At 61.6% G+C, this 16,900-nt stretch carries 18 protein-coding genes; 12 read left to right on the forward strand and 6 right to left on the reverse strand.

Going from position 1 to position 16,900, the window contains the following annotated elements; all coding sequences use genetic code 11:
* Positions 1-123 precede the first annotated feature (123 nt).
* From istB to paaG, 4 genes are all read right to left on the reverse strand, one after another.
* Entirely contained in the window at positions 124-891 is a 768-nt protein-coding gene (istB, locus tag RLDS_RS32810; protein WP_007686288.1) for an IS21-like element ISSsp5 family helper ATPase IstB, read from the reverse strand.
* Complete coding sequence (gene istA / locus RLDS_RS32815; RefSeq protein ID WP_011950768.1) at positions 888-2,381, reverse strand: IS21 family transposase; 1,494 nt, start codon at positions 2,379-2,381, stop codon at positions 888-890. Before istA ends, istB begins: the two co-directional genes overlap by 4 nt.
* Before the next feature lie 76 nt (positions 2,382-2,457).
* Positions 2,458-3,240: an aldehyde dehydrogenase family protein gene (locus RLDS_RS32820; RefSeq protein WP_021224665.1), complete on the reverse strand. Its 783-nt coding sequence runs from the start codon at positions 3,238-3,240 to the stop codon at positions 2,458-2,460.
* A 22-nt stretch (positions 3,241-3,262) separates the two neighbouring features.
* Positions 3,263-4,054 (reverse strand): 2-(1,2-epoxy-1,2-dihydrophenyl)acetyl-CoA isomerase PaaG, encoded by a 792-nt coding sequence (paaG, locus tag RLDS_RS32825; RefSeq protein ID WP_021224666.1) that lies wholly within the window; start codon positions 4,052-4,054, stop codon positions 3,263-3,265.
* A gap of 88 nt (positions 4,055-4,142) precedes the next feature.
* On the opposite strand from paaG, the gene paaI reads away from it, so the two are divergent.
* The 12 genes from paaI to RLDS_RS54445 all read left to right on the forward strand — a co-directional run bounded on the left by paaI (position 4,143) and on the right by RLDS_RS54445 (position 15,395).
* Positions 4,143-4,613 carry a hydroxyphenylacetyl-CoA thioesterase PaaI gene (gene paaI / locus RLDS_RS32830; RefSeq protein WP_021224667.1) on the forward strand — a complete coding sequence of 157 codons (471 nt, stop codon included), beginning with the start codon at positions 4,143-4,145 and terminating at the stop codon, positions 4,611-4,613.
* Positions 4,606-5,808: a 3-oxoadipyl-CoA thiolase gene (gene pcaF / locus RLDS_RS32835; RefSeq protein WP_021224668.1), complete on the forward strand. Its 1,203-nt coding sequence runs from the start codon at positions 4,606-4,608 to the stop codon at positions 5,806-5,808. Before paaI ends, pcaF begins: the two co-directional genes overlap by 8 nt.
* A 65-nt stretch (positions 5,809-5,873) precedes the next feature.
* Positions 5,874-6,857 carry a 1,2-phenylacetyl-CoA epoxidase subunit PaaA gene (gene paaA, locus RLDS_RS32840; protein ID WP_021224669.1) on the forward strand — a complete coding sequence of 328 codons (984 nt, stop codon included), beginning with the start codon at positions 5,874-5,876 and terminating at the stop codon, positions 6,855-6,857.
* A gap of 13 nt (positions 6,858-6,870) precedes the next feature.
* Complete coding sequence (gene paaB / locus RLDS_RS32845) at positions 6,871-7,155, forward strand: 1,2-phenylacetyl-CoA epoxidase subunit PaaB (protein WP_021224670.1); 285 nt, start codon at positions 6,871-6,873, stop codon at positions 7,153-7,155.
* Positions 7,155-7,925, forward strand: coding sequence for a 1,2-phenylacetyl-CoA epoxidase subunit PaaC (paaC, locus tag RLDS_RS32850; RefSeq protein WP_021224671.1), 771 nt, complete (start codon positions 7,155-7,157; stop codon positions 7,923-7,925). The genes paaB and paaC overlap by 1 nt, the downstream gene beginning before the upstream one ends.
* Entirely contained in the window at positions 7,912-8,409 is a 498-nt protein-coding gene (gene paaD, locus RLDS_RS32855; protein WP_021224672.1) for a 1,2-phenylacetyl-CoA epoxidase subunit PaaD, read from the forward strand. The genes paaC and paaD overlap by 14 nt, the downstream gene beginning before the upstream one ends.
* A gap of 10 nt (positions 8,410-8,419) precedes the next feature.
* Positions 8,420-9,493 carry a 1,2-phenylacetyl-CoA epoxidase subunit PaaE gene (paaE, locus tag RLDS_RS32860; RefSeq protein WP_021224673.1) on the forward strand — a complete coding sequence of 358 codons (1,074 nt, stop codon included), beginning with the start codon at positions 8,420-8,422 and terminating at the stop codon, positions 9,491-9,493.
* Positions 9,494-9,561: 68 nt separating this feature from the next.
* Complete coding sequence (locus tag RLDS_RS32865; RefSeq protein WP_021224674.1) at positions 9,562-10,149, forward strand: TetR/AcrR family transcriptional regulator; 588 nt, start codon at positions 9,562-9,564, stop codon at positions 10,147-10,149.
* A 982-nt stretch (positions 10,150-11,131) separates the two neighbouring features.
* The gene (locus RLDS_RS32870) at positions 11,132-12,235 is read left to right on the forward strand and encodes an NAD(P)-dependent alcohol dehydrogenase (protein ID WP_236616795.1); all 1,104 of its coding nucleotides are present in this window, start codon (positions 11,132-11,134) and stop codon (positions 12,233-12,235) included.
* Positions 12,236-12,263: 28 nt separating this feature from the next.
* On the forward strand, positions 12,264-13,694 hold the full coding sequence (locus RLDS_RS32875; RefSeq protein WP_021224676.1) for a coniferyl aldehyde dehydrogenase: 1,431 nt from the start codon (positions 12,264-12,266) through the stop codon (positions 13,692-13,694).
* A gap of 31 nt (positions 13,695-13,725) precedes the next feature.
* Positions 13,726-14,400, forward strand: coding sequence for an OmpW/AlkL family protein (locus RLDS_RS32880; protein ID WP_161626710.1), 675 nt, complete (start codon positions 13,726-13,728; stop codon positions 14,398-14,400).
* Between the two features lie 110 nt (positions 14,401-14,510).
* Positions 14,511-15,395, forward strand: coding sequence for a helix-turn-helix domain-containing protein (locus tag RLDS_RS54445; RefSeq protein WP_021224678.1), 885 nt, complete (start codon positions 14,511-14,513; stop codon positions 15,393-15,395).
* 59 nt (positions 15,396-15,454) lie between these two features.
* On the opposite strand, the gene RLDS_RS32890 is transcribed toward RLDS_RS54445, so the two are convergent.
* Together RLDS_RS32890 and RLDS_RS32895 are read right to left on the reverse strand one after the other, a co-directional pair.
* Positions 15,455-15,916, reverse strand: coding sequence for a hotdog fold thioesterase (locus RLDS_RS32890; protein WP_021224679.1), 462 nt, complete (start codon positions 15,914-15,916; stop codon positions 15,455-15,457).
* Positions 15,913-16,845, reverse strand: a complete 933-nt coding sequence (locus tag RLDS_RS32895; protein WP_236616797.1) for an NAD(P)H-dependent flavin oxidoreductase — start codon at positions 16,843-16,845, stop codon at positions 15,913-15,915. The genes RLDS_RS32890 and RLDS_RS32895 overlap by 4 nt, the downstream gene beginning before the upstream one ends.
* Positions 16,846-16,900 lie beyond the last annotated feature (55 nt).

Raw genomic sequence — 16,900 nt, forward strand, 5'->3', positions numbered from 1 at the left:
TGTCAACGGCGGAGCAAAAGTCGGCCATTCGGCGGCGTAAAACCAGGCCATCGTGTTACATGCCGGGGGGAGTGGCGTGAGGGCGTAGCCCGAGGGCCACTCCCCCCGGCATTGGTGTAATTTTCAGGGTCTGGTTTTGGCCTTGCGGGCCCGGCTGTGCGCGAGGCGATAGCTTTCGCCGTTCATCTCGAGGATGCTGACGTGATGGGTCAGGCGATCGAGGAGCGCGCCTGTGAGACGCTCAGATCCGAAGGTTTCGGTCCATTCGTCGAAGGGCAGGTTGCTGGTGATGAAGGTGGAGCCGCGTTCGTAACGCTGGGAGATCAGCTCGAACAACAGTTCGGCGCCGGTCTTGGAGAGCGGCACAAAGCCCAGTTCGTCGATGATGAGCAGCTTGTATCCGGCCATCTGCTTCTGGAAGCGCAGAAGACGGCGCTCGTCGCGGGCCTCCATCATTTCGCTGACCAGCGCTGCCGCGGTGGTGAAGCCCACCGACAGTCCTTTCTGGCATGCTGCCAGTCCGAGCCCCAACGCTACGTGCGTCTTTCCGGTGCCTGATGGCCCCAGAGCGATGGCGTTCTCACGCCGCTCGATCCACTCGCAGCGCGCCATCTCGAGCACCTGCATCTTGTTGAGCCTGGGGATGGCGGCGAAGTCGAAGCTGTCGAGGCTTTTGACGGCGGGGAAGCGCGCGGCCTTGATGCGCCGCTCGACCATGCGACGCTCCCTGTCGATCATTTCCATCTCGACGAGGCGGGCGAGGAAGCGGATATGATCGACGCCTTCAGCGGCACATTGCCGCGCGAGCTTGTGATGCTCACGCAGGCACGTAGGCAGCTTGAGCGCCTTGAGATGGTGAGCGAGAAGGATCTCCGGGGCCTGATCGCTCATGCGGCCTCCTGCCGGTCGGAGAGCAGGCTCAGATAGGCTCTGGCAAAGGTCTTCTCGACCGTGGTGCGTGGCAGGAAGGGATAGACGTCCAGGTCCAGCCTGGGCGGTACGCGTTCGATCCGGCACAGGACGAGGTGCTTGACGGCATCGAAGCCGATGGCGCCAAGATCGATGGCCTGTTCGACCGCCGCCTGGAGATCGGCGAGGGTGAACGTTTCCAGCAGGCGCAGTACCTGCACATATTCGCGCCTGCCATGTTTGTGCATGCGCCCTTCCATCAACCGCTGCAGTGTCGTGAACGCTTCGGGCAGGTCCCAGCCCTGCAAAGGCGCAGCCTGGTCGAATGCGTTGATCTTCTGCTCGATCAGCGGGAGATAATGGAGCGGGTCGAAGACAACCTCCTCGCGGGCATAGCAACGAGGATGACGGGCGATGACTTCGCTGCGGCAGCCGATCACCACCTCATCGACATAGGCCCTGATCCAGACCTCCTGATGGCCCCAGGCCACCGGAACCGAATAATCGTTGGTCCTGTAGCGCACCAGGGATTGCGAGGAGACCCTCCCGCCTTTCTGATCGCAGGCCTCGAAGGGTGTAGCGGGCAGAGGCTGCATGGCCGCGAGATCGCGCTGCAGCCGCTCACCGATCGTCTCGCTCTGCCCGCGCACCTTGTCCTGCTGGCGCTTGCGGCATTGCTCCTCCAGCCACAGGTTGAACGCCTCCCAGGTCGGGAACTTCGGGATCGGCACCATGAAGTTGCGCCGGCAATAGCCTACCAGCCCCTCCACATTGCCTTTCTCGTTCCCCTTGCCCGGGCGAGCATAGCGGTCGCGGATCACGTAATGTGACAGGAAAGCGCTGAACAGCGTGGCACGCTGCCGCGTGCCGTCGGGCAGGATCTTCGTCACAAGGCAGCGATCGTTGTCATAGACGATCGAGCGCGGTACCGCGCCGAAAAACGCGAAGGCATGCACGTGTCCGTCCACCCAGGCCTCCGCCACCGCCGCCGGATAGGCCCGCACATAGCAGGCATCACTGTGCGGCAGATCGAGCGCGAAGAAGTAGGCCTTCTGCTCCACCCCGCCGATCTCCACCAGCGCTTCCCCGAAATCGGCCTGCGCATCTCCCGCAGGGTGCGCCAGCGGCACGAACATCTCCCGGCTGCGCTGTTCGCGCTCCCGGATGTAATCCTTGATGATCGTATAGCCGCCGGTGAAACCATGCTCGGTGCGCAAACGGTCGAATACCCGCTTCGCCGTATGGCGTTGCTTGCGCGGGACACTGCGGTCACCCTCAAGCCATCCATCAATGATCGCCACAAACCCGTCCAGCTTCGGGCGCTGCGGTACGGACTGGCGCCGGTAACCCGGCGGCGATGAAAACGACAGCATCTTGCGTACCGTTTCGCGCGACACATTGAAACGCTTCGCCGCCGCCCGTTGGCTCATGCCATCCGCGCAAGCCAGACGGACCTGAAGATAAAGTTCCACGCTGTAGATCCCCACACCTCCCTGACTCGGCAGAAAGGCTTCAAGGTGGACGACTTTTACGCCGCCCGCAGCAGGACTATCCCGCCGCTACCGTGGTCGAATATTGCTCCGCCGTTCTCACCGGATGGTTTTGCAACAGCATGGCTGTGCGCGCTGACCCGGTGAAGGCCACGACATCCTGAGCGGTAAGATGATCGAAAAGATCTCCTGTCTTGCCCGAGACAAGTTGCAGCGCACCTGTAGGGAGTACGCCGGATTCGATCATGATCCGGAAAGCGGCCTCGGCGATGTAGCCGGTTGACTGTGCGGGTTTGACGACAGCCGGCACACCCGCGAGCAGGGTGGGCCCGAGTTTTTCGAGCATTCCCCAGATCGGAAAATTGAAAGCGTTAATGTGAACGGCAACGCCCTGCAGCGACGTGTAGACATGCTGCCCGACAAAGGTGCCGGCACGGCCCAGCAATTCGGTGTCGCCGTCGATCAACAGCCGCTCGTTGGGCAGTTCGCGCCGCCCCTTCGATGCATAGGCGAAAAGCGTCCCGGCCCCGCCCTCAATGTCGATCCAGCTGTCCGAACGCGTTGCACCGCTGGGGTAGGAAAGCTCGTAGAGTTCCTCCTTTCGCGCCATGACAGCCTGCGCCAGCGCCTTGAGCATCAACGCGCGCTCGTGAAAGGTCATCGCGCGCAGCGCCGGTCCGCCGGTCGTTCGTGCGAAGCGCAACATCGCGCCAAAATCGATCCCGTCGCTGCCAATCTCGGCGACGATCTCACCGGTGACCGCCGACGCAACGGCCTCGCGGCCGCCCGAACTGGTGTACCAATGTCCTTCGGTATAACTTTGTACGGCACGAACGGCCATGAGATGAACTCCTTCTTGGCCGTCAACGGCCCGTAAATGCTGGCTTGCGTTTCGCCGAGAAGGCGGCAACGCCCTCTGCATAGTCGGCGGTTCGACCGAGCCTGCGCATGAGGTCGCGTTCGTTGTCGAGCGCGGCGTCGAGTGACTTCAATGAGGATTCCCGCAAGGCCTGCTTGGTCGCTGCGAGCCCGGAAGTGGGGCCGTTCGCAAAACGCGACGCCAAAGCGGCAGCTTCACCGGCGAGGACGTCATCATCGACACAGCGCCAGATGAGTCCCCAGGCTTCCGCCTGTACCGCAGGCAACGGATCACCTGTGAGCGCCAGGCCAAGCGCTCGCGCTTGTCCGATCAAACGTGGCAACACCCATGTCCCGCCTGAATCCGGGATGAGGCCGATATTGGCGAAAGACTGGATGAATTTCGCACTGCGAGCGGCAAGAACGATGTCACAGGCAAGTGCGATATTGGCCCCAGCACCCGCCGCGACACCGTTCACAGCACAGATGACCGGCATCGGCAGCGACGTAAGACTGCGGATCAAGGGCGCATAATAGCGTTCGACCGAGTCCCCGAGGTCGACCGGCTCGGCGCCCGGTGCGACCGCGCGGTCGCCCAGATCCTGCCCGGCGCAAAATCCCCTGCCCGCACCCGTGAGCAAAAGCGTACGGGTTGAGGAGTCGCCGGCCACGCGTCCGAGCGCTTCGGCAACCTCCTCGTGCATCTGTACCGTGAAGCTGTTGAGGCGGTCGGGCCGGTTCAGCGTGAGTCGCGCAACGCCGTCCTGCGCTTCGAAAATTATCGTTTGATATGCCATGCATCCTCCGGCGGACATGCTGCCCTTAATTCGCAGAATGACCGGTCGAACTATTATTGGCAAGTCCTAATCGTGCGGCTAAGGTGGAATGATGTTGAGCCACCGAAATCTCTCCCGGTCTCCCAGCGAGCATCTCGCCTGGCGCGTCGCCATTGACCTGCTGTCGAAAGAGGGAACCGGGACCGCCTGGGCCCTGACCCTGGAAGCGGCGGATGCAGGAATGAGCCGCGTGTCGATGCGACTGACGTCGGCGATGACGAACGGCCATGGCACTGCTCATGGCGGGATGATCTTCGCGCTTGCCGATTCGGCATTCGCCTACGCCTGCAACTCCCGCAACGTCGCTGCCGTCGCTCAAAGCTGTGCGATTGCGTTCATAGATGCCGGCCGCCCCGGAGAGCGGCTGGTGGCGGAAGCACGCGAGCTGGCCGTGCGTGGAAGAACAGGCAGCTACGCGATCACTGTATTTGGCGAGGACGGCCGCGTCGTCGCTACCATGCAAGGCCTGAGCCGATCGCTCGGCAGGCCTGTAATCGAAGGACTTCAATCCGATGCCTGAAGCTTTTATCTGTGACGCCGCCCGGACGCCAATCGGACGCTATGGCGGCGCATTGGCGCAAGTGCGCGCGGACGACCTGGCCGCCATTCCAATTCGCGCGCTCAAGGAACGCCATCCCCAGATCGACTGGAACAGCATCGACGATGTCGTGCTCGGCTGTGCCAACCAGGCGGGCGAGGACAATCGCGACGTTGCCAGAATGGCCGCCCTACTTGCCGGGCTGGGCGAAGGCGCCCCCGGCACCACGCTCAATCGGCTGTGCGGGTCGGGCCTGGATGCGGTGGCCTACGCCGCCCGAGCGATCCGGTCGGGTGATGCAGATCTGATCGTTGCGGGTGGCGTCGAGAGCATGACGCGCGCGCCCTTCGTGACCGGCAAGGCGCAAAGCGCCTTTGCGCGCGAAGCACAGATATTCGACACGACCATCGGCTGGCGCTTCGTCAACCCGCTGATGAAGGCGCAATACGGCGTCGATTCGATGCCGGAGACCGCCCAGAACGTCGCGGACGACTTCCAGGTCTCGCGCGAGGATCAGGATCGCTTCGCCGTGGAAAGTCAGGCGCGCGCGGCGCGGGCTCAGGAGAACGGCCGCCTCGCGCGCGAGATCGTGCCCGTCACCATCCCGCAGAAGAAGGGCGATCCGATCGTCGTCGATCGCGACGAGCATCCGCGCGAGACCAGCATGGAAGCGCTCGCGAAACTCAGGCCGATCGTTCGTCCTGACGGCAGCGTCACCGCGGGCAACGCCAGCGGCGTCAACGACGGTGCTGCAGCCCTGCTGATCGCATCGCAGGCCAGTGTCGAGAAATATAACCTCAATCCGATCGCGCGGGTCGTCGGCATGGCCGTCGCCGGCGTCCCGCCCCGGATCATGGGGATCGGGCCTGCACCGGCTACACAGCGCCTTCTGGAGCGGACCGGTATCGCGCTCAAGGACATCGACGTCATCGAGCTCAACGAGGCATTCGCTTCGCAGGGCCTCGCTGTCCTGCGCCAACTTGGCCTTCCTGACAAAGCAGACCATGTGAATGCAAATGGCGGGGCGATTGCTCTTGGGCATCCACTGGGCATGTCGGGCGCGCGTCTTGCGCAGTCGGCGGCCATCGAAATGGCGGATAGAGGCGCACGTTACGCTCTGTGCACGATGTGTATCGGGGTCGGACAGGGCATCGCCATGCTGCTCGCGCAACCTTGATCGCAGTTATTAGTTGACCGAGCGGTCGATTAATAATATCACCTTGTTCGAGGAGATTTTGAGCCATGTACACGACCGAATTGCAAAAGGCCGACCCCGGGGTCCGCAGCGTCGAGCCGGCTGATCTTGTCGCGGCGTTCGAGGCGCGCGTCGCCGCGGACGAATTCATCGAGCCCAAGGACTGGATGCCCGAAGCTTACCGGCGCACGCTGATCCGGCAGATCTCACAACACGCCCATAGCGAAATCGTGGGCATGCTTCCTGAAGGCAACTGGATCACCCGCGCACCTTCCCTCCGCCGCAAAGCCATCCTCCTCGCCAAGGTGCAGGACGAAGGCGGCCATGGTCTCTATCTCTATTCGGCCGCCGAGACGCTCGGGGCGAGCCGCGCCGAGATGATCGATGCTCTGCATGCGGGCAAAGCCAAGTATAGCACGATCTTCAACTATCCGACCCCGACCTGGGCTGACATCGGCGCGATCGGCTGGCTGGTGGACGGTGCGGCCATCATGAACCAGGTGCCCCTCCAGCGGACGTCCTACGGCCCCTATGCACGGGCCATGGTACGGGTGTGCAAGGAGGAGAGCTTCCACCAGCGCCAGGGATATGAAATCATGATGACGCTGGCGGCCGGCACGCCGGCGCAGCGCCGCATGGCACAGGATGCGCTCGACCGCTGGTGGTGGCCTGCCCTGATGATGTTCGGTCCGCCTGACGACCAGTCGCCCAATTCTGAACAATCGATGCGCTGGCGCATCAAGCGCGACACCAACGATGAGTTGCGCCAGAAGTTCGTCGACGCGACCGTGCCGCAGGCGGAATTGCTTGGTCTCACGATCCCGGATCCCGACCTTCGCTGGAACGAGGCGCGTGGTGGCTATGATTTCGGCGCCATCGAATGGGAGGAGTTCTTTGCCGTCGTTCGTGGTGAAGGTCCATGCGCCAGGGAGCGGATCGAGGCACGACGCAAGGCATGGGAGGATGGCGCCTGGGTGCGTGAAGCTGCCGATGCCTATGAAGTGAAGCGGCGCCAGCGCCTCGCAGCCTGATTGGAACTTAACGATGAGTAATGATTGGCCTCTCTGGGAGGTTTTCGTCCGCGCGCGTGGCGGACTGTCCCACAAGCATGTCGGCTCGGTCCACGCGCCCGACGCCGAACTGGCGCTGCGCCATGCTCGGGACACCTATACCCGCCGCATGGAGGGGGTAAGCATCTGGACGGTACGCTCGACCGACATAGTCGCGTCCGACCCTGCACAAGCCGGCCCTCTGTTCGCGCCGGCCGAGGACAAGGTCTATCGGCATCCGACTTTCTATGACCTGCCCGACGCCGTGAGGCATATGTGATGGACAACGCTGTGATCGCCCGCGAAGCACATGTGGCCTATCTGATCGGATTGGGCGACGACGCTCTGATCCTTGGTCAGCGCCTGTCCGAATGGTGCGGGCACGCACCCTCGGTCGAAGTCGACTTGTCGCTTGCCAATCTTGGCCTCGACCTGATTGGCCAGGGGACGCTCCTGCTGTCGCATGCCGCTGAGATCGAGAATGGCGGCCGGGATGCTGACGCCCTTGCTTTTCACCGGGACGAACTCGACTTTCGCAATTGCCTGCTGGTCGAGCAGCCCAATGGCGATTTCGCTCGCACAATGGCGCGGCAATTTTTCTTCTCGACGTTCCAGAACCTGCTCTACGGGGCGCTGACGGCATCGGCGGATTCCGAACTTGCAGCAATCGCCGCGAAAGCCGTCAAGGAAACCGAATATCATGCAGGTCTCGCACGCGAGTGGGTGATCCGCTTGGGCGATGGCACCGAGGAAAGCCGTCGGCGCATGATCGACGGGCTGGAATGGAACTGGCGGTTCATCGACGAACTGTTCGTCAATGATGCGGTGGACGAAGCGATGATCGAGACTGGCATCGGCATCGACCGCGCCAAACTTCGCGCGCCGTTCGACCTTATCGTCGCGCAATCACTTGCTGAAGCGACGTTGGACCTGCCTGCGCAGCACAGGTCCGTCACCGGCGGCCGCCAGGGCAAGCACAGCGAACATCTCGGTCACCTGCTTGCAGTGATGCAGCATATCCCACGCAGTTTCCCCGATGCGCGCTGGTGACATCTCTTCGCCCAGCTTCGAGGACCGGGTGCGCGATGTCCTGTGCGATGTGCCCGACCCTGAGATCCCCGCAATCTCTGTGGTCGAACTGGGAATCGTCAGGGCTATAGAAAGCTCACCCCCAACCGTCCTGCTCACCCCGACCTATAGCGGCTGTCCCGCCACTCTTGTGATCGAGCAGGCCGTGCGGCACGCTCTGGATCACGCGGGCTTCGGTGAGGTCGGCATCCGGACGGTACTCTCGCCGCCATGGACGACCGACTGGATCAGCGACGCGGGCCGTGAAAAACTCAAGGCATATGGCATTGCGCCTCCGCCACGCGGCGCTGCGATGTCCTCGCTGCGCAATAGGGAGGCTGCTGCGTGTCCCCGATGCGGATCCGCCGCAACCCATGAAGTCAGCCGTTTCGGATCGACGCCATGCAAGGCGCTCTGGCAGTGCGAAGACTGCCTGGAGCCGTTCGACCGCTTCAAATGTCATTAAGGAGAGACCCTTGTCCGTCGCATTTCACGAACTGACCGTCGCCGAGGTTCGGCGCGAGACCGACGACGCCGTCGCGGTTCGCCTCGCTTTGCCGGAAGATTGCGGCGATGCGTTCGCTTTCAGTCCTGGACAACACCTGACCCTTCGACGCTTGTTCGAAAATGACGATGTACGGCGTAATTATTCGATTTGCGCTTCGCCAGACGAAGGCGCGCTATGGGTCGCGATCAAGCAGGTTCCCGGCGGGCAGTTCTCATCCTGGGCGAACAGCGAACTCAAGCAGGGCGATCGCCTTGAGGCCATGTCTCCCCATGGCAGCTTCACCTGGAAATTCACGCCTGCGCGCCGCGCACACTATCTTGGTGTTGCGGCGGGATCGGGCATCACGCCGATCCTGTCACTCATCAAGACGATGCTGGCGCAAGAGCCCGAGAGCCGTTTCACCTTGCTTTATGGCAATCGGCATAGCGGCTCGGTGATGTTTCTCGAGACGCTTTCGGCCCTCAAGAACCGCAATATGGGGCGACTTCAGGTCCATCATTTCCTGAGCGGCGAGGACGAGGATATCGAACTCTTCAACGGTCGTCTTGAAGCTGAGAAACTGGCTGACATTTTCGAACGGTTGGTTGACCCCTCGACGATCGAGGCAGCATTTCTGTGCGGACCTGGCGCTATGATGGATGCAGCCCAGGCAGCGCTCCTCGCCAAGGATGTGCCCTCATCATCCATTTTGGCCGAGCGTTTCACGGCTGACAGGCCCGCGGGCAACGCGGAACAGCGGGCAGCGTTGGAGCGCCAGTCGCAAGGTCGCAAGGTCAGCGTCACGCTCGATGGACGCAGGCGCTCGATCAGCTTCGACAGCGCGCGCGGGAGCATCCTGGAAAATGCCCGCGCCGCCGGCATGTCCGCCCCCTATGCCTGTAAGGCAGGTGTCTGCGCGACGTGCCGGGCCAAGCTTGTGACCGGGGATGTGCATATGGAAGCGAACTACGGCCTCTCGGCTGACGAGATCGCTCAGGGCTATATCCTCACCTGTCAGGCCATGCCCTTGACCGATGACGTCTCGGTGGACTTCGACGCCTGACCATCTGCTTGGCCTTGCGCGCGCCCTCTGGCATAGCCGAGGCAGGATTTGGCTCTGGAGACATATGCGTGGCGAGGACACAAGCGGCAGACTATGACGACCGGCGCGAAGCGATCGTCGAAATAGCCGCGCGGCTGTACGGTGAAACCGGATTTCTGGGAAGCTCTATCGCAGATCTCGCCAAGGCATCAGGTATCTCGAAGTCGTTATTGTATCATTATTTCTCCTCCAAGGAGGATATACTGTTCGAGATCATGATCGGACATGTCGAAGCGTTGCGCGCCGCCGCCGATGAAGTTTCTGACCTGCCGGATTCCGCCGATCGTTTGAAGGCCCTGACCCATGGCTTCATGAAGCTCTATGCCAACGCATCCGATCGACACAAGGTTCTCATCAATGATCTCGACAAGCTACCCGTCGAGCGGCGATCTGCCATCATAGAGGCCGAGAGAAGGCTTCTCGATATTGTTGACGGTATTATCGTCGATCGCGCCACCACACTTGACAAGAACAAGGGAAAGCGACGAGCCTTGACAATGCTGTACTTTGGCATGATCAATTGGACACATACCTGGTTCGATCCCGCCGGAGAAATCAATGGAGACCAGCTTGCCGACATGGTCGTCGATCTTTTTCTGAAGGGCCTGCCCAGCTAGTCGGCGTTCGGCAGCGACATAGCAGTTAAGGCAGCACGAGCCGCAGCCCTTCCTGGGGCAGGCCTGTCCGACCCGTCCGCGTCTCAATGGTATCTCTCAAGGAAAACAGCAACGTGCTCGGCAAGCATTCGTGCCGGAGTGTGCCCTGCGCAGAGGATCGTCATCGGCACCAGGCGCGTGCCGCCTCCACCCCAGAGGGCCGGCACTTGTGCAGACGCAATGAAATCTGACGCAGCGACACCGCAGAGGTTTCGGCCGCGCATAAAAATCCTATCGATCGACGACATCGATTGTCCAGTCCCGGGATGTGTCGCGCATTTGCATCTCGCCTCCTGCAGGCCAGTTCAGCCTGTCGGTCGCCGAACTACCTTCATCGTGCGAATATTCAGGCCCAGGCTCTCTCCCGTGACAGGATCGAGCTACTCCTCTTCGTGACGCAATCGGCAAGGTGGAGGTCAGTTGCATTACAATTTGATCTTCGTCCCTTTTGCTTCGGGCCAATCCCCAACTCGTGTCGCCCTTCATCGCATCCGGAAACGGCGGCGTCATTTCGGTCTTCCACGCGGAAAGAAGAGCACGGATACGCAATTGTCTGCACGCAGGCGCAAACGCGCCATCACCAGAAGCGCTAAGCTGAGGGCCGCGCTGTTAGCCTGATGGACAGGGGACCGAGCGCGCCGCCGCCGTGATGTTCAGGTCAAAGACATGAAGCAGTTTGAGAGGATACTGGCAATGCCAGTTCAGCCAATATGTTTGTTGCTGGCGACAGAATGGCCGGTCGGGATCGGGCGCGCTATCTATCCGCAATCGCGAGTTTCACGACAGGGTCGGTACTCAATGGTCCTGGCCCGATCGGCAATTGGACATTGGTGACGTAATTCAGGCACCGCGACCATAGCCGCCGCGTGCCGCGATCGGACTTCCCTGGATAGCGACATGGAGCCGATTTCAGACAAAAATTGATCGAATGGGAGAAGATCGAGTGACCGATATCGTTGCAGCATTGACGCCGTGCCATGGTGGCGCTTGGGAAATGGCCTCTGCTGAACTGGACGCCCCTCGGGGCGACGAAGTGCTCATCCGGATTGTGGCGACGGGTGTTTGCCATACCGATATGAGCGTACGCGACCAGGATCTCCCCACGCCTCTCCCCGCCGTGCTGGGCCATGAGGGCGCCGGCGTGATTGAACAGGTCGGGCCGGATGTAACGACGCTGGCGGTCGGCGACCATGTCGTTCTCACCATGACCCATTGCGGTAAATGCACCAACTGCGTGACAGGGCACACCGTCTATTGTGACAATGTCATGCCCCTGAATTTCAGTGGCCGTCGGCTCGATGGCAGCCCAACCATCACCTGTCGCGGAGAAGCGATCAGCGGGAGCTTCTTCGGCCAATCCTCCTTTGCAACATATGCCCTCGCCAGTGAACGCAATGCGGTGAAGGTGGTCAAGGATGTCGATCTCGCGCTGCTCGGCCCTCTGGGTTGCGGTATCCAGACCGGCGCCGGGACAGTCATCAACGTGCTCCGGCCGGAAGTCGGCAGTTCGATCGTGGTCTTCGGCGCCGGAGCAGTCGGGCTTGCCGCTATCATGGCAGCCTCCGCAGTGGGCTGTACGACGATCATCGCCGTCGACCTGCATGACAATCGGCTTGATCTCGCCAGGCAGATCGGCGCGACCCATGCGGTGAAAGCCGGAACCGATACAGTGGAGACCATTCGCGAACTGTCCGCGGGGGGCGTCGACTACACGCTGGATACGACCGCTGTACCTGCGGTGATCCGCCAGAGCGTCGATGTCCTCAAGATGCGGGGGCGCGCGATGCTGGTTGGGGTGCCGAAGCCGGGCGCGGAATTCACTCTTTCGGTCATGGACATGCTGTTCGGCAAGTCGATCGGCGGTGCGCTTGAGGGTGAGGCCACGCCAAAGAGCTTCATCCCGCACATGATCGCGCTGTGGAAGCAAGGGAAATTCCCCTTCGACAAACTGATCCGCTTTTATGAGTTCGACCAGATCAATGAAGCCGTGGCCGATAGCGAAAGCGGCAAGACGCTGAAACCCGTGCTCCGCATCGGCGCGCTGTGATCTCTCCACATCTGCCAGGAACCCCGGCATGACTGACAGGCGCCCGAATATGGACTTCAAGAACCGGCTCGAAACCATCATCAGCCGTCAGCGGCATGCCTATATCGCCGATGGTTTCCCCTCCGCCGCCACCAGGATCGATCGCCTGAGCCGCGCCACAGCGCTGCTTGTGGAAAACAGGGACGCGATTGCCACGGCCCTGTCGGAGGATTTCGGCCACAGAAGCAGGGTTCAGACGATCATCGCTGACATCTTTGCCGCTGTAGGCTCGCTACGGCTCGCAAGTACCCAAGTCGAACGGTGGATGCAATCGGAGCTCGGCGAGAGTCTCGTCCCCGATGCCGAAGCCCGGATTGAATATCATCCACTCGGTGTGGTCGGCATTATCGGCCCCTGGAACTTTCCATATAATCTGGTTTTCTCGCCGCTCGCCGGCATTCTTGCCGCGGGCAACCGCGCTGTCATTAAGCCCTCGGAATTCACGCCGAAATCGTCCGCGCTGATGGCCGATCTGATCGCCCGCTACTTCGCCGTGGAGGAAGTCGCCGTGATCGAAGGCGGGCCGGAGGAGGGCGAGACATTCTCCGGCGCCAAATGGGATCACCTGATCTTCACCGGGTCGACCACGGTCGGCCGGCACGTCATGCGCGCGGCGGCGGCCAATCTCACGCCTGTGACGCTGGAACTTGGCGGAAAATCCCCAGTGATCCTGACGGACCAGTTCGACATGGCCGAGGCGGCTGCGCGCGTGATGACAGTCAAGACCTACAATGCAGGGCAGATCTGTCTCGCACCGGACCATGTCTATGTCCCGCGCGGCACAGAGCGGGCGTTTGCTGATGCATGCGTAGCTGCCACGCGGACAATGTACCCTGATGGCACGCTCTCGGACGATTATACCGCGATCATAAGCGAACGGCACTTCGCGCGCCTTCAGCAGATCGTGGAAGATGCCCGACAGAAGGGCGCCGAGGTGGTCGAAGTGCTCGCAACGGCACCCGAGGCCAATGATCGTCGGATGACGCCAACGATATTGGTCGGCGTGAACGACGACATGATGGTGATGCAAGAGGAGATCTTCGGCCCGGTCTTGCCGGTGATAGGCTATGATTCACTCGACGCGGTCATCGCGAAAATCCGCTCAGGCCCCTCCCCCCTCGCGCTCTATTATTTCGGCGAGGACGACGCGACCGCGCGTGAAGTCATCGATGGCACCGCCTCGGGCGGGGTGACGATCAATGACGTTATGGCCCATGTTTTTGCCGAAGGTCTGCCATTTGGCGGCGTCGGCGCGTCTGGCATGGGCGCTTATCACGGCCATGTCGGTTTCCGAACCTTCAGCCACGCGCGTTCCATCTATCGACAAAGCAAAGCCCCAGAAGCCGTGATGCTGATGCGCGCGCCTTATGGTGGGCAGACCCGCCAGTTTCTGGAGGAGGCTCTGCTCAAGGGGCACTGACAACAAGAAAAATCATAGAAGGAGAGGAATATTGAAAAGACAATTGATGATCGCGTCTGCGCTTGCCCTCAGCTTGGGCTCCACCGCCGCCGTCGCGCAAAATGCTGATCCCGATGGTGCCAAGGGGCGTGTCTATGTCCGTGTCAGTGTCGCGCATTTCTTCTTTGACGAAAATGCAAAGATCAAGTTGGGCGGCGCGCCTGTCGCGGGAGGCAACGCGACGATAAAGGACAACACGCCACCCTCGCTGGAGGTAGGCTATTTCATATTGCCGAACATATCCGTTGCGGCGACCATCGGCCTGCCCCCGAAGACCACGCTCAGGGGCGCGGGCACGTTGAGTTCGGCCGGCGACCTGGGCACTGTGACATACGGCCCTGGGGTCTACACGGTGCGCTACCACCTCAATCCGAACGGTCCGATCAGACCCTATGTCGGCGCCGGGGTAAACTGGACGATCATCTTCGATACGGACGATCGTGCGCTGCAAAACTTCAAAACATCCAATACCTTCGGGCCCGCCCTTGTCGCCGGTGTCGAAGTGCCATTCAATCAGCGTTTCAGCCTGTTCGGTTCCGTGTCCAAGGCCTGGGTGTCTACAAATTCGCGGTACAATCTGCCAACACCGGGTGGTTTGGTCCCCGGCACCGCCCGTGTCGCGCTCGACCCGCTGGTCGTGAACGCCGGGCTGCAGGTGAATTTCTAGCAGATCGGTTCTCAAGAGACAAAGGGAACAGCGTCGAACGCAGACCTGCTCGACGCAAATCTTGCCGCCTCCTGCAAGATACGCTACCGTATGGGAAAAGGTGAATCCCAGTGGCGTCCGACCTCTTTCTGCGTGAGTGCGACAGAATTTTTCCCAACCTCGAGATCGACATCGCCAATGATGTCGATCTCGCAGGGAACGTCGTTCAGCGACGCGTCGCTGGAATGGATGCCATTCGTATCGAAAGCCCGGCTCTGCTCGGTCGCGCAAGCCGGAAGCGGTCTGCGAGGCTAGAGGCCCGCTGCAAGATCGTCTGGCAGATCGAGGGGAGTTCGGTTTTTAGGAACGACCAGCGGCAGGTATGCCTTTCGGCGGGTGACGCACTCCTTGTACCGTTGGGCGAAGCTTATTCTCTGGATGTTCTGGCGGGCTATCGGGCTGTCATGCTGGTGATACCTGAGCGCCATACGATACTCGCCTCGCTTCCTTCCGGCCGTGACATACGCTTCATAACCAGCAACAGCGCGATGAAAGCCGCCGGCGCCGTTGTCGGCTGCCTTTTCGACGATAACGAGCAGGAGGACTGTGGTCCGCATCTCCTGCAAGCGGCTTTCGATCTGATCCGTAGCACCCTGTCGGACGGGTGGGGGACGATTGTCGAAAGACGCTATGCCCGGCGAGCGAGACACCATATCGAGGAACATCTCGCCGATCGCTACACTCCGAACGATCTTGCCCGCGATATGGGAATGTCTCGCCGCGCATTATATGCCGCCCTGGCAGCAGAGGGAGAAAGTCCCGCCAAGCTCATCCGCCAGGTGCGCCTGGAATCGGCCCGTCGATGCCTGATGGACGACAGTCAACGCGATCTCAGCCTCGGCGAGATCGCGTTGCGCGCAGGCCTCAACGACGGGGCGGCGCTCAGCCGGGCCTTTCGCGCGGAGTTCGGGACGACGCCAAGCGCTGTCCGGGACGCCGCGCTTTCATTCGCATGAGCGGTCGGAGCGAAAGCGGAGGGCCGTGAAAAACCGGCCGACTTCGCCGATCCTCGATATCACCCTTTGCTCGCAGGCGCTCCGCGCTCCAACGGAATAACTGCAAGCGTCACGCGGGAAATGCAGACCAGACGGCCGGCATCGTCAACGATGCGAACCGTCCAGACCTGGGTTGTCCGCTGACGAGCCTCAGGCCTCGCCGTCGCCGTCACCCAGCCATCGGCAACCGGCCGCATGTGATTGGCGTTTATCTCCATGCCCACCGCGGTTTCACGCGCGGGATCCAGCGTCAGCAGGCCGGCCACAGAGGCTGTCGTTTCAGCCAACACCACGGATGCGCCTCCATGCAGGCGCCCCAAAGGCTGCACCGTGCGTCGGTCGACCGGCATGCGGGCTGCGAGCCAGTCAGGCCCCGCCTCGACGAATTCGATTCCAACATGGGAATTTAAGGATCCTTCACCGAGGCGGTTGAGCCCGACAAGATCGACATGTCCCCCATGCCAAATGGACTCGCTCGTCACCCCGCAACCAAATCCGCTCGGGCCGCCTCGATGTCGTGCGGCCAATCGGTGATCCGCGTCAGGTCCGAGCCGGTCAGACGATATTCTTCCACGAGTTCGTCGACCAATTCGGCAACACTCTGAACTGCGCGCGTGCGACCGACCGAATGCCCCGCCCCCCAGATGTTCTTCCAGGCCTTGGAATCACCATGAAGATTGGAGAAATCGATCTTCTTTTTGATTTCCAGCATGTCGGGGGTGAAGCCGGCCGCATCGAGGCTCTCGCGCATCCAGTTCGATGGAATGCCGGTTACCGCCGTGGTCGTGACAATATCACGCATGGTAGCACGCACGAGCATCGCGCGATTGTCGTCCGAGACGAGACTCTCGCGCGTCGCGATGAAGCGCGTGCCCATATAAGCAAAATCAGCGCCGATGGTGAGCGCGGCGCGGATTGCGCGAGCCCCGCCTATTGCGCCGCCCAGAATCAGAGGACCATCCCAGAAGCCGCGCACCTCCTCGACGAAGGCAAACGGGCTATAGTGGCCGGTATGCCCGCCGGCACCGCTCGCCACCAGGATCAATCCGTCGGCCCCCGCATCCACCGCCTTGCGCGCCTGATCAGGCGTGATGACGTCCGAGAAGACCGCCCCACCATAGGCATGAACCCGTTCCAGGGGGCGTCCAGGGCTACCCAGGGCGGTGACGACTATGCGCGGCTTATATTCGCAGATCAGGTCCAGTTCGGCGTCGAACCGCTCGTAGGTCGGGTGCACGATCATATTGATGGCCCACATCCCCTCGCGACCGGCTGCCTTGAGCTCCGACGTGATGCGCGGGAGCCAGGCGGCGAGATCCTCGATTGTCCGTGCATTCGGCGCCGGAAAGGCGCCTATGATGCCTGCCTTGCCGGCCGCGATGACAAGATCGGGGCCGGAGATGAGGAACATCGGCGCAGCGAACACAGGAAGGCGAAGTTCGCCATAGAGCGTATCGACGAGAGAG

It is taken from the genome of Sphingobium lactosutens DS20 (assembly GCF_000445105.1).
GTDB classification, from domain to species: domain Bacteria; phylum Pseudomonadota; class Alphaproteobacteria; order Sphingomonadales; family Sphingomonadaceae; genus Sphingobium; species Sphingobium lactosutens.